Origin of the sequence: Enterococcus sp. S183_ASV_20 (assembly GCF_018919685.1) — a bacterium.
In the GTDB taxonomy this organism is placed as follows: domain Bacteria; phylum Bacillota; class Bacilli; order Lactobacillales; family Enterococcaceae; genus Enterococcus; species Enterococcus faecalis.
The window spans coordinates 14,781-27,449 of record NZ_JAHLRI010000007.1 but is presented as its reverse complement, the minus strand read 5'-3'; the positions used below and the strand labels follow the sequence as shown (position 1 = coordinate 27,449).

Genomic DNA, 12,669 nt, shown 5'->3' with positions numbered 1-12,669 from the left:
TTAACCAATCATCACTGATTCTTTTGGATATTGAACTTTCGACTGACTTTCCAAGCCTTTCTTAATTAATGACAATAACACCGTGTACACACCCACACGACCGACGAACATTAGAAAAATAATCACTAGTTTACCAAAAACAGTTAAATCTGGTGTTAACCCCATTGTTAAACCGACCGTTCCAAATGCAGAAATCACTTCAAAAACAATATACTCAATCCCGTTTTTTAAAGGTAATGTTTCTGTAAACGAGAGAATAACCGAAGCAGTTACACATAAAAAAGTTGCCAAGAAGAACAAAGTAAACGCTTGGAGCACTACTCGCTCAGGAATTGTGCGTTCATGGAATTCCACTCGCTGTTTCCCTTTAAAAATTGCACGAAATTGTAAAAATAACACACCAAACGTAGTGGTTTTCAAGCCGCCAGCGGTTGATCCTGAAGTGCCACCAATAAACATCCACAAAATCGTGACAATCAGGCCTGGATTACTCATTTTCAAATAATCAACTGAATAAAAGCCAGCAGTTCTTGGTGTAACCGACAAGAACCAACTGTTGACAAGACGCTGCCAAAAAGACATGTCAGCTGGAAAATGGCGATATTCTGAAATGTAAAAAATAACGGTCCCTAAGACTAAAAAGGTGGCGGTCACCGTTAAAGCAAGGCGTGTATGAATACTAACACGGTGCTTAATTTTATTTTTATAGCCTTTAATCATTGCAAAAATATCGCGCCACACAATAAATCCTAAACCACCAGCTATAATTAAAAAGCTAATGACTAGTAAAAGATAAGGCGAATTTTGATAAGGAACCATACTATCCCCTAGCAAATCAAAGCCAGCATTACAAAATGCCGAAACGGCATGGAAGAGACTAAAAAACAACCCTTTTTTCCACCCAAATGTTGGTACAAATTGAAAGGACAACAAGAAGGCTCCAAGTAATTGAATAATGGCCGCAAACTTCATAATATATTTCATTAAACGAAAAACTCCGGAAACTTCACTAACATTTAAAGCTTCTTGATACAACATCCGTACACTTAGTGACGCTTTTTTTCGCAGCAAACTAAAGAAAATCGTGGCAACGGTTAAAAAGCCTAAGCCGCCTAATTCAATCAAAATCATAATAATAACTTGCCCGATAGGACTCCAATGTTCCGCCGTATTCAAAGGCGAAAGCCCTGTAACACAGACGGCGGAAGTTGCCACGAAAAAAGCATCAATCCATTGCGTTTTTTGTCCAGCTTGTGCAGAAAAAGGCATCATTAATAAGATTGTGCCTACAACAATTAATAAAAAAAATCCTAAGACAATTGTTTGAACAGGTGAAATATACAACCTTTTTTTGATCTGATGTTTCATTTTTTTCTCCTCTACCATTTCTTTGTTAATCAAAAACAACACAAACGGCTAGACAACTGTTGCTTTGTTCCTCTCGCCCTATGAGAAACTCAAAACCTTGAAAGCAACTTGCCCAACCGAATAATTATTTTTTAATTTTTGTTTTCACGTTGATAAATCGAATAAACCAACTCATTTTTTTGATAAACCTGTTTTAAACGAACTGGGATTGATTGAGCCATTGTCTCGTATAGAGCAATGCCCTCACCCAGAAACAGTGGTATTGTCGTCAAAATGAAGGTATCAATTAAATCAGCTGCCAAAAGCGGTTGAACCACTTTTGGGCCTCCAACAATCCAAATTCCCGCGCCGTCTTCTTCTTTGAGACGACGAATTAATGTGACTGGATCTTCCTTGGTAAAAGTTCTTGAAGCAGTTGATGGTTCTGGATGAGAGGTAATGATATAAGAATGCTTGTCTTCATAAAAATACACATCTGGGGACAATTCTTGTGTCACTTGATCATAAGTAGTCCGCCCCATTACCACAGTGTCTATTTTTTCATACATTTCATCGTAACTACGATCTTCTTCATCGCCACGAATATTTTCTTCTAACCAAGCAACACCGCCCGCTTTATCCGCAATGAAACCATCAATACTCGCTGCAATAAATAAAATTACTTCCCGTGCCACATCAACGCCTCCTTTTCTCTTCTTATCTATTTTAGCTTGTTTTCTCAAAAAACTCTAGGGGTGCGCATTGTTATTTTTAAAAGAAAAAAGAGAAAAACTAGGATAATTGGGCTACTTTTTGTAAAATAGGAAATAAGAAACTTTTTATTGAGTTATTTTACATTTTTTTCAAGAAAAATAAGAATTGGTTTATTTGATTTACACAAAAAAATAACATATTCAGTTTTTATATAAAGGAGGATTACTTTGTTTGATTTAGAGAAGGTTCAGACCTTGAATGAATTAGAAATGCTCGTTTACCATTATGTATTGGAACACCTGCACCAAATCCCTCAACAGACCATTCGCCAACTGGCTACTTCCTGTCATGTCTCCACCTCAACGATTCTACGATTTTGTAACAAAATGGGCTATGCTGGTTTTTCCGAATTAAAATATGCAGTGAAAGAAGAAGCCAAACAAACACAAACGTTTGAAAATTTTTATGATGCCACGGTTCACGTCGATGCTTTTTTAAAAAAATTAAACCAAGAAACCTATTACGAAATGCTTCGTCCAGCAATCCAAATGATTGTTCAAGCACGTCACGTTGCCTTTACTGGCATTGGTACTAGCGGAATTTTAGGTAGTTATGGCAGTCGTTATTTTGCCAACTTAAATATCAATTCTTACAGTATTGCTGATCCCTTTACGCCTATCCCCAAGCGCGGATTTGAAAATACATTAGCCTTGATTCTGTCTGTATCTGGGGAAACCAATGAAATGATTAAACAAATGACCGATTTTAAAACAGCTGGTGCCAAAGTGCTAAGCATTACCAACAATCAACATTCAACTATTGCCCGCTTGGCTGACTACAACATCTCCTATTATATGCCCGACGAACGTTCTCCATTTGCAGATAAGTCAGTCAATACAACCACTCAAATCCCTGTCATTGCTTTAATTGAACTCCTAGCTCATCAAGCAAGTCAACTTTTAAAGGAACTAGATGAAACACCTTCCTAGTTGCTTTTGTGTTTTTTTTCTTGGTACATGTTTCTCATTCAAGCAAAAGTCTATTTTTTCTTCAAATAACCTTATATAGTAAATATGTAAACGGATACATTTGCATTTATATTATTCTTCAAAGGAGAGATTTTTATGAACGAATGGATTAACGAGAAATTATTACCTCCAGTACTAAAATTCGTCAATACCAAAGCAATTACTGCCTTAAGGAACGGGATGCTTTACACGATGCCTTTTACCATTGTTGGTTCCGTGTTTCTTCTATTAGCGAATTTCCCAGTTACAGCTATTTCTGAATGGGTTAACGCAAGCGGTCTGGCTGTTTATTTCAATCAAGCATATGGGGCATCTTTTGCGATTATGTCGTTATTTGCGGTCATCGGTATTGCCTACTCATATGTAAAAAGCGAGGGATTTGAAGGCCTCCCAGCGGGCATGATTGCCATGGTGGTTTTCATTTTGTTTATGTCATCTGAAGTCAAAGATGCGGTTTCTGGCGCAGTAGTTGGCAATGTCATCAACAAAGATTGGACAGCTGGCAAAGGGATGATTACAGCTATTATTGTTGGTTTGTTAGTCGGCGTTGTATATAGTTGGTTTTTACGTCATGATATTCGTATCAAATTACCAGAAGCTGTACCAGAAAATGTGGCCAATTCCTTTACTGCGTTAATTCCTGCCAGCGTCATTGTAACTGGTGCAATGCTAATTTTCATTCTTCTAGATAAAGTCTTCAATACGACATTCTTTGACTTTATTTACGAAGTGCTACAATCACCACTTCAAGGAGTCACAGATTCACTAGGTGGCGCATTACTATTAGGTTTTGTCATTCCGCTCTTTTGGTTTTTCGGTGTTCACGGGTCAACAATCGTTGGCGGCATCATGGGTCCTATTTTACAAGCAAACTCTTTAGAAAACACCGAAATTTTAAAATCTGGAAAAGACTTAACACTGGCTAATGGTGGCCATATTGTTACACAACAATTTTTAGATCAATTTTTAACGGTCACTGGTGCGGGCATGACAATCGGGTTAGTCGTGTTCATGGTTTTCTTTGCCAAATCAGCTCAGTTTAAGCAATTAGGTCGGCTTTCAATTGGGCCAGCTGTTTTCAATATTAACGAGCCAATTGTCTTTGCTACACCTATCGTGATGAACCCAATCATGGCTGTGCCATTCATTATCACACCGATTGTTTCTTCTGTTGTGACATATTTTGCCTTGTACACAGGACTGGTTCCTCTCTTTACTGCGGTACAAGTTCCCTGGACTACTCCTCCAATCATTTCTGGACTTTTAGTAGGTGGTTGGCAAGCAGCGTTGCTTCAAGTAGTAGTACTGACGATGAGTTTCTTTATCTATTTACCGTTTGCTAAAAAAATGGATGCACTTAATTACGCAGAAGAAACCAATCAACCAATTACTGAAGAAATCCTTGAAAAAGTCGAAGCACAAAACGTATAAAAATTTGAACAAAGGACTGAAACGATATGTCAATTTTGAAAAATGATTTTCTTTGGGGCGGCGCTGTCGCTGCTCATCAATTAGAAGGAGGCTGGGACCAAGGCGGTAAAGGGGTGAGCGTGGCGGATGTAATGACTGCCGGTGCACATGGCGTCCCTCGTAAAATTACCGCAGGCGTTTTACCAGATGAACACTATCCTAACCATGAAGCGATTGATTTTTACCATCGCTATCAAGAAGATATTCAACTATTCAAAGAACTTGGTTTAAATTGTTTCCGAACCTCTATTGCTTGGACACGAATTTTTCCTAACGGAGATGAAGAAACGCCCAATGAAGAAGGCCTTCGTTTTTATGATGCACTTTTTGACGAGTGTTTGAAAAATGGCATTGAGCCAGTTGTGACACTGTCTCACTTTGAAATGCCTTATCATTTAGTCACAAAATATGGCGGTTTTCGCAATCGCCAGGTCATTGATTTTTTTGTCAAATTTGCTGAAGTCTGTTTCACTCGTTACCAGAAAAAAGTCAAATATTGGATGACCTTTAACGAAATTAACAACCAAGCCAATTATGAAGAAGATTTTGCACCTTTTACTAACTCTGGTATTGCTTACCAGGAAGGAGAAGACCGCGAAGCAATTATGTATCAGGCTGCTCATTATGAACTAGTCGCTAGCGCACGTGCAGTGAAAATTGGCCACGCTATCAATCCCGACTTCCAAATTGGCTGTATGATTGCGATGGTGCCTATTTATCCTTATTCTTGTAATCCTGAGGATATGATGATGAGTGTTAGCGCAATGCAAAAACGTTATTGGTTTACCGATGTTCATGTCCGCGGTCATTATCCAAGTGCAATTCAATGCTATTTGAAACGAAAAAACATTTCATTAGATGTCACAAAAGAAGATTTAACTGATTTAGCTAATGGCTGTGTTGATTATATTGGCTTTAGCTATTACATGTCGTTTGCTGTAAAAGGTGCAGAAAAGGCCCCTACTTTTGACTACAATGAAGCAAAAGACTTGGTGCGAAATCCTTATGTAGCAACATCTGATTGGGGTTGGCAAATCGATCCTATGGGCTTACGCTATGCAATGAATTGGTTCAATGATCGGTATGAATTACCACTTTTTATTGTCGAAAATGGCTTTGGTGCTATTGATGAGTTAGAACCAGACGGAACGATTAACGACACTTACCGAATCGCTTATTTACGTGAACATATTGAGATGATGAAAGAAGCCGTTGCGTATGACGGCATTGATTTGATGGGCTACACACCTTGGGGATTCATCGATTTAGTGAGCGCTAGTACAGGCGAAATGAAGAAACGGTATGGCTTCATTTATGTAGATAAAGACAACGATGGTCACGGAACGTTGGAGCGGCGAAAGAAAAAATCGTTTGCTTGGTATCAACAAGTGATTGCTACGAATGGGGAAGAATTATAAACAAAAGGCCTTCGTCTAAAGACGAGGGCCTTTTGTTTATGCTTGTAATCCCTTTTCTAAATCAGCCAATAAATCTTCGACTGCTTCAATTCCTACAGATAAACGAATGAGTCCATCTTTAATTCCCACAGCTTCACGATTTTCTTTGGGAATAGATGCGTGAGTCATAATGGCAGGTACTTCAATTAAACTTTCTACGCCACCTAAACTTTCCGCTAAAGTAAAAATTTCCAACGCTTCTACGAAAGGAACGACTTGCTCATCCTTGGCTAATTCAAAAGAAATCATGCCACTAAATCCCGACATCTGTTTTTGCGCAATTTCGTGACCAGGATGACTCGCTAGTCCTGGATAATACACCGTTGCTACCGCTGGATGCGCTTCTAAAAATTCTGCAATTTTTTGAGCATTTTGGGCGTGCGCTGCCATCCGGACGCCTAATGTTTTTAAACTACGTTGGACCAGCCAACTATCATGTGGTCCTAAAACAGCACCAATCGCATTTTGTAAAAAGGCAATCTTTTCTGCGCTTTCTGGATGATTCGTTACGACTAAACCAGAGACTACATCACTATGGCCCCCTAAATATTTTGTCCCGCTGTGAACCACAATATCAGCACCTAACGCTAACGGCCGTTGAAAATAAGGCGTCGCAAATGTATTATCGACAATAGTTAACAACTGATGTTTTTTAGCAAGCTTAGCTGCCGCTTCAATATCTGTAATTTTTAACAGTGGATTACTTGGTGTTTCCAAAAACAAGGCTTTTGTATTTGGCTGAATTGCGGCTTCAATTGTTGATAAGTCGCTGGCGTTTACAATCGTGTAGCTTAACCCATTTGCTACAAATACTTTATCCAATAAACGGAAACTCCCCCCATAGACATCGTCACCTAATAAAATATGATCTTCGGGTCCAAACATAGAAATGATTGCATGGATACCAGCTAAGCCTGAGCTGAACGCAAAGCCATGGCTCCCACCTTCTAACTCAGCGATTAAGGTTTCTAACGCGTGACGTGTGGGATTACCTGAACGAGAATATTCATATTCTTTTGGCTGGCCCACGCCATTTTGTTCAAAGGTTGACGTTTGATAAATAGGAACACTCACTGCACCTGTTGTTGTGTCTTTGCTAATGCCGCCATGAATTAATTTGGTATTGAATTTCATAAAAGTTTTCCTCCTAAGAATAAATATTTTTTGATAAATAACGGTCACTACCGTCAGGAAAAATAGTTACAATTGTGCTGCCTGCTGGTAAGCGGCGCGCCTCTCTTAATGCCGCCGCAAACGCTGCGCCGCTGGAGCTTCCCACCAGCAAAGCGCTTTTCTTGGCTAATTGTTTGACCCAGAAAAAACCATCCTCGTCTGAAATGGTATAAAAGCCGTCCACAGGAATCTGTTTAAGAAAAGGCGGCACGAACTCCACGCCAATGCCTTCGATTTCATGTCCGTGTGCAGGTCCGCCATTTAAAATTGAACCTTCTGGCTCCACGCCCCATAATTGCGTCTTACTATTTTGTTCTTTGAGATATCTGCCAACACCTGCAAACGTTCCACCACTGCCTAAACCTGCGACAAAGCTAGTAATCTTCCCGCCTAGGTCTTGAACAATTTCAGGTCCTAATCCTTCGTAGTAAGCAGCAGGATTATCCGGATTTTCAAATTGTAACGGCACGTAACTATTAGGAATTTCCTTGGCTAAGTCTTGAGCACTAATTATCGCTCCGACAATCCCTTGCTCTGTTGGCGAAGGGACAATTTTAGCACCTAACGCTTGCATCAGCTGTTGTTTTTCCTGACTAAATTTTTCTGGCACAACAAAGATTGTCTTGAGGCCCAGTTGACTGGCAGCTAATGCAAGTCCAATCCCTGTATTCCCCGCTGTCGGTTCAATAATTGTTGTGGCTTGATTTATCTTTCCCGTTTTCATTGCTTCTTTGAGAAGATGCACACCAAGCCGATCTTTGACACTGCCACCTGGATTCAAATATTCTAGTTTCGCATAAATTTTAGTGCCTTCTGGCATAGGATATTGTTCACTTGTAAATTCAAATAATGGTGTTGCTCCGATTGTGTCTAAAATTGACTGAACAATCATAGCGAATTCCTCCTTCTAATACATGTACATAAAACAAAAAGGTGCTGATCGCATCAGCACCTTTTTTGTTTATTTCTGGTTGTCTAGATTCAGAGAGGAATCGTGTTAGGCAATTTTTCAGAAATAACGGAGGTTTTCCCCATCACAAAAGAGTATGCTGCACTATTTTGCACCATACAACAACAGCTTTCCGTTTCTAAAAAAGGGCTAGCTTGTTTTTTCGTCATGGTTGATTTCCTCCTTCGTCATGTGTTGACCAAACTATACCATTTCCCATTTTCTAGTGTCAACGATTCTAACGATTGCTATTTCCTATCACACCAATGGTTTTCTTATAGGTAAAAGAATTAATAGACCAAAAAAAAACAGAAGGCTAGCCTTCTGTTTTTTTTGGTACTTATTTAGCACGTTTTAAATACGTACCTTCCGCAGTATTGATTTCTAATAATTCGTCTGCTTCAACAAAATCTGGAACGTTAACAACTAATCCTGTTTCCATTGTAGCGGGTTTACCAGAACCAGTTACTGTTGCGCCTTTGATTGAAGGTTGTGTTTCAGCAACACGTAAGATTACCGTTGTTGGTAAAGTTAAACCAATGACTTCTTCACCATAAAATTGAATTTTTACTTCCATATTTTCTAATAAATATTTTAGTTCTTCTTCAATTAAAGCAGTTGGTACTTCATATTGTTCATATGTTTCTAAATCCATGAAAATAGCCATATCATCTTGGCTGTATAAATATTGAACCGGTTTTGTATCGATGTGCGCTTTTTTCACTTTTTCATCTGGGCGCATTGTTGTATCTGTTGTTGAACCCGTACGAACATCTTTTAATTTCATACGCATAACCGTGTTACCTTTACCTGGTTTGTGGTGGCTAGCTTCCATTACTTTAATTAATTTGCCGTCTTGCTCAAAAGTCATACCGGCTTTTAAATCGCTTGCTGCAATCATTGTAATTTCTCCTTTTCTCTGGTTAATTCTTCATTATTGTAGCAAATAACCTAGGATTAATCTAGGAAATCACGTATCTTTTTTAGAAGTTTATCACTCCCCAGACATTGAATTGGGAAATAAAACGAGTTTAACTTGCCTTTTTTCTTGAATTGCGTTAGAATTACCAAGCTTTCATCAATTATTTTCACTTTTTACATAGAAAAAATCAATCATTAAAGGGGGTGATGATATGATACGTCAAACGCTATCTTTATCAAAAACACATGAGGTTGTCTGTCACTAAACATACGTTGGTGAGACAAATTGCCTTTCAGCGTATGTACTCGGTCTATTTGAAAGGAATTTAAAATCATGAACCCAACTATTCAACCTTACCAATTTAACATAATTAAAGAACAAGTCGCTGTGTTACTAAATACCTATACGTCTGTTAACGATGCTACGACTGTCAAAACTGTCCAGGCCCTATGTGTCGAAAAAATCAATGGGTTATTTCCAGAAGAACACCCTGCTGTTACGATTTTGTTGGACAAAGTGATGGATCGTCGTTTAACACGCGCACGTGCTGAAAAATATTTAGACGAATTAAAAGAAACCGTGTTGCCCTTTAAAGAACCTTCAACACCACAAGTCACGAAAGTCTTTCGCAAAGTGAAAAAGTTAAAGATTCCTGAGTGGGAAAACATGGATTTACGGAACAATACCTATGTCGGTTGGAACGACGCTGGGACTCAGAAAAAATTTATCTTAGCTTATCGAGAAAATAAATTAATCGGCGTCCACGGCACCCTTTCACCCACCATTGTTAAAGGTGTTTGCTCCATCTGTCAAACAATCACGAATGTGTCTATGCTCCTAGCTACCACCAAATCAGGCGGCGACGGAACCTACACGAAAAAAGGCAATTACATTTGCCATGATAGCGACACCTGTAACCAACAATTAACACAACCTGAATATTTGGAAGCCTTTATGGAAAATGTTAAGGCTGTGAAATAACAAAAAAGAGCGTGGGACAAAAATCACTTTGGATTTTTGCTCCACGCTCAAAAACTGATAAACGGCGAGAACAGAACCAACTCCTTCGGAAATAAGCCGAAATTCTCCAAAAATTAAAGAGCAATTTTCGGAAATTTCTTCTTATTTCTCGGAGCTAAACGGTTCTTTCCCGACCTCTTTTTTGTTACATCTCTTTCAATTTCCCACGAAATTCTTCAATACTTTCATAACCTTTTGCTGCCATGATTTCTTGTAATTCTTTGGCTAGACGCTCAAAAACTTGTGGACCTTCTTGATGCAATTGTGTGCCGACTTGTACTAATGTCGCACCACATAAAAGATGCTCAAAAACATCTTTTCCACATGTAATACCGCCGGTTCCAATAATTTTGATTTCTGGTTTCAAACGTTGCGCAAACGCACGAACATTGGCTAACGCTGTTGGTTTGACATATTCGCCGCCCAGCCCACCGAAACCTCCTTTTGGTTTAATGACCACTTCTTCCTTGTCACTGTCAATATATAAACCATTACCGATGCTATTAATACTATTCACGTATACTAAAGGGAATTTATTTAAAATTTCAGCCATTGCGTCAAAATGCGCAATATCAAAAAATGGGGGTAATTTTACACCTAATGGTTTAGTAAAAAATTGGAAAACTTCTGTTAAAAGCTTTTCTGTTAATTCAAAATCATAAGCAATTTGCGGTTTACCAGGCAAATTGGGACAAGACAAATTAAATTCTGTCACTCCTGTGTATTCACTTTCTTGCACTTTTTTTAAAATAGCGATATTTTCCTCATAATTCATACCAGATACAGATAAAAAGCGTAACTCCTCAGGAAATTCCTTTTGACATGCAATCTGATAATCTAAATAATAATCAATCCCTAAATTAGGCAAGCCCATTGAGTTAATACTTCCTAATGGTGTATCAAAATACCGTGGTTCCTCATTGCCCTGACGAGGATTAGGTGTTGCCGTCTTAGCGACAAAAGCACCTGCTTGAGAAGCCGCTAACTCGTCCATTTCCTTAATTGTCATACAATGAATACCTGATGCGTTCATTAACACATTCGCCAATTTATGTCCCGAAAACTCTACTGAAATATCCAAAAGAAAAACCCTCCTGTAAATTGTTTTACTCATAAGCTTACCACCTTCACGTAAGCTTTTTATGATTATAGCATGTTTTTTTGCGTTAGTGTTATTTATATTTGCGACGAGCATTTTTTTGTATTTGGTGTTTTTTTGTATTTCTTTTAAACTCTGTTTCATTTGTTCTAGCCACTTCTTTATAAAGTTCTATTAATGTGTTTACAGGTTTAAATTTCAACAGATATTTTTTTCCTAAAATATATATTATTCCTAAGATACATAAACGTATTAACCCTTTACTAAACCAGATTCTGTAAAATTCTAGCGAGTCTTCTGGAAAAAAATATAAACTAATTTTATTAATCCAGCCACAAGATTCTAAAATATCTGAAATAACAAATGAACTATAAAGCATTACCGACCATATGACTATTAAAAATTTTGTCCTTCTCCATTTTTTTTGTAAAAAATTTGGTATTTTTATTTCAGTAAGTTCTTCTTGAGCAAAGTAATCTATTCCTTCTTTAGAGTAAAATAACAAAACAAAAGCAGTAAATAATGGTATTACAGTCCACCAATCTCTATCAAAAAAACCTAAACTATACACAACAGCACTTATTTTTAGAATATTTTTCAATTTAATCTTAGGGTCACTTTTTAGTTCATATACTATAAATATTAGAATTATTGATAAAATATAAACTAAGCTGAAATATAGCGTAATTTTGCCGCGTATATTTAAATAATAAGTAACATCTACCAATGCAAAAAATCCCGAAATAATTAAAATCCATATTGCCAAGTCCCCTTTATTCCCTGAAACACTCTTTCTATTTTTCATATACAAAAAAATATAAGTAAACGACAAAATACCGAAAACTATACGATTTAGTCCTTTAGGAATACTCTCAAAAAAATAGTTAAGCGTTCCCCAAAAGACAAATAACAAACCATAGATAACTATTTGTTTAAAAAATTGAGGTTGTAAGTTTTTCAACATAATTTACCTCCAGCACCTTTTTTTATTAATTTTATCATACCAGAACAAAAAAAGAGCAAGCCTTCACCGCTTGCTCTTTCTAATTATCTTTTTATCGTCCCACAATAAACGTCAATTCACATTCGCAGACCTTTTTATCTTCCACGTAAGCAGTCGCTTTGCCGATGCCGACAAAGTCACGTAATTTGACGATTTCAAAATGTAATTTCAAGACATCACCAGGGACCACTTTTTGACGGAATTTGGCTTTGTTGATACCGCCAATATAGGCCGTTTCACCTTCAAATTGATCCATTTTTAAGATTAAAATCGAACCTACTTGTGCCAATGCTTCAATAATCAAAACGCCTGGCATTGTTGGATTTCCAGGAAAATGTCCTTGGAAAAACTCTTCGTTAATTGTCACATTTTTTGTTGCAATAATCTTTTCATTTGGAATAATTTCATCCACATAATCAATATAACAAATCGGATAGCGATTAGGAATCATTTCCATAATTTCTGTTGCAGTCATTACTTTTTTCAT

Annotated in this window: 13 protein-coding genes; 4 read left to right on the top strand and 9 right to left on the bottom strand. The window is 37.6% G+C overall.

What is annotated here, in order from left to right:
• Entirely contained in the window at positions 1 to 1,386 is a 1,386-nt protein-coding gene (locus KQI94_RS04165) for a Trk family potassium uptake protein (protein WP_002389858.1), read from the bottom strand.
• A 113-nt stretch (positions 1,387 to 1,499) separates the two neighbouring features.
• A complete protein-coding gene (locus KQI94_RS04160) occupies positions 1,500 to 2,090 on the bottom strand; it encodes a dihydrofolate reductase family protein (RefSeq protein WP_002386047.1) in 591 nt (196 codons plus the stop codon).
• A 198-nt stretch (positions 2,091 to 2,288) separates the two neighbouring features.
• Here KQI94_RS04160 and genR point away from each other — a divergent pair, with 198 nt between their 5' ends.
• From genR to genA, 3 genes are all read left to right on the top strand, one after another.
• Positions 2,289 to 3,050: a transcriptional regulator GenR gene (genR, locus tag KQI94_RS04155; protein WP_002362941.1), complete on the top strand. Its 762-nt coding sequence runs from the start codon at positions 2,289 to 2,291 to the stop codon at positions 3,048 to 3,050.
• A gap of 135 nt (positions 3,051 to 3,185) precedes the next feature.
• Positions 3,186 to 4,520, top strand: a complete 1,335-nt coding sequence (gene genB, locus KQI94_RS04150; RefSeq protein ID WP_002367845.1) for a PTS sugar transporter subunit IIC — start codon at positions 3,186 to 3,188, stop codon at positions 4,518 to 4,520.
• Positions 4,521 to 4,546: 26 nt separating this feature from the next.
• A complete protein-coding gene (gene genA, locus KQI94_RS04145; protein WP_002358345.1) occupies positions 4,547 to 5,977 on the top strand; it encodes a 6-phospho-beta-glucosidase GenA in 1,431 nt (476 codons plus the stop codon).
• Positions 5,978 to 6,013: 36 nt separating this feature from the next.
• Here genA and KQI94_RS04140 read toward each other — a convergent pair whose 3' ends face one another.
• From KQI94_RS04140 to efp, 4 genes are all read right to left on the bottom strand, one after another.
• Entirely contained in the window at positions 6,014 to 7,150 is a 1,137-nt protein-coding gene (locus KQI94_RS04140) for a cystathionine gamma-synthase (RefSeq protein WP_002358342.1), read from the bottom strand.
• 13 nt (positions 7,151 to 7,163) lie between these two features.
• Positions 7,164 to 8,081 carry a cysteine synthase family protein gene (locus tag KQI94_RS04135; protein WP_002355204.1) on the bottom strand — a complete coding sequence of 306 codons (918 nt, stop codon included), beginning with the start codon at positions 8,079 to 8,081 and terminating at the stop codon, positions 7,164 to 7,166.
• Between the two features lie 89 nt (positions 8,082 to 8,170).
• Entirely contained in the window at positions 8,171 to 8,308 is a 138-nt protein-coding gene (locus KQI94_RS04130) for a hypothetical protein (RefSeq protein ID WP_002355203.1), read from the bottom strand.
• Between the two features lie 170 nt (positions 8,309 to 8,478).
• Positions 8,479 to 9,039: an elongation factor P gene (gene efp / locus KQI94_RS04125; RefSeq protein WP_002355202.1), complete on the bottom strand. Its 561-nt coding sequence runs from the start codon at positions 9,037 to 9,039 to the stop codon at positions 8,479 to 8,481.
• A gap of 354 nt (positions 9,040 to 9,393) precedes the next feature.
• Between efp and KQI94_RS04120 the strand changes: the two genes are divergently transcribed.
• Entirely contained in the window at positions 9,394 to 10,041 is a 648-nt protein-coding gene (locus KQI94_RS04120; RefSeq protein WP_002367844.1) for an elongation factor G-binding protein, read from the top strand.
• Positions 10,042 to 10,225: 184 nt separating this feature from the next.
• Here KQI94_RS04120 and KQI94_RS04115 read toward each other — a convergent pair whose 3' ends face one another.
• The 3 genes from KQI94_RS04115 to fabZ form a co-directional block, all read right to left on the bottom strand.
• A complete protein-coding gene (locus KQI94_RS04115) occupies positions 10,226 to 11,194 on the bottom strand; it encodes a dihydroorotate oxidase (RefSeq protein ID WP_025186744.1) in 969 nt (322 codons plus the stop codon).
• A 58-nt stretch (positions 11,195 to 11,252) separates the two neighbouring features.
• Complete coding sequence (locus KQI94_RS04110) at positions 11,253 to 12,143, bottom strand: hypothetical protein (protein ID WP_002367842.1); 891 nt, start codon at positions 12,141 to 12,143, stop codon at positions 11,253 to 11,255.
• Positions 12,144 to 12,234: 91 nt separating this feature from the next.
• Positions 12,235 to 12,669 (bottom strand): 3-hydroxyacyl-ACP dehydratase FabZ, encoded by a 435-nt coding sequence (fabZ, locus tag KQI94_RS04105; RefSeq protein ID WP_002355197.1) that lies wholly within the window; start codon positions 12,667 to 12,669, stop codon positions 12,235 to 12,237.

Coding starts and splice junctions, on each gene's coding strand:
- KQI94_RS04165 (WP_002389858.1), bottom strand. CDS start 1,386: ATGGTAGAGGAGAAAAAAATGAAACATCAGATCAAAAAAAGGTTGTAT.
- genB (WP_002367845.1), top strand. CDS start 3,186: ATGAACGAATGGATTAACGAGAAATTATTACCTCCAGTACTAAAATTC.
- genA (WP_002358345.1), top strand. CDS start 4,547: ATGTCAATTTTGAAAAATGATTTTCTTTGGGGCGGCGCTGTCGCTGCT.
- KQI94_RS04140 (WP_002358342.1), bottom strand. CDS start 7,150: ATGAAATTCAATACCAAATTAATTCATGGCGGCATTAGCAAAGACACA.
- KQI94_RS04135 (WP_002355204.1), bottom strand. CDS start 8,081: ATGATTGTTCAGTCAATTTTAGACACAATCGGAGCAACACCATTATTT.
- KQI94_RS04130 (WP_002355203.1), bottom strand. CDS start 8,308: ATGACGAAAAAACAAGCTAGCCCTTTTTTAGAAACGGAAAGCTGTTGT.
- efp (WP_002355202.1), bottom strand. CDS start 9,039: ATGATTGCAGCAAGCGATTTAAAAGCCGGTATGACTTTTGAGCAAGAC.
- KQI94_RS04120 (WP_002367844.1), top strand. CDS start 9,394: ATGAACCCAACTATTCAACCTTACCAATTTAACATAATTAAAGAACAA.
- KQI94_RS04115 (WP_025186744.1), bottom strand. CDS start 11,194: ATGAGTAAAACAATTTACAGGAGGGTTTTTCTTTTGGATATTTCAGTA.
- KQI94_RS04110 (WP_002367842.1), bottom strand. CDS start 12,143: ATGTTGAAAAACTTACAACCTCAATTTTTTAAACAAATAGTTATCTAT.
- fabZ (WP_002355197.1), bottom strand. CDS start 12,669: ATGAAAAAAGTAATGACTGCAACAGAAATTATGGAAATGATTCCTAAT.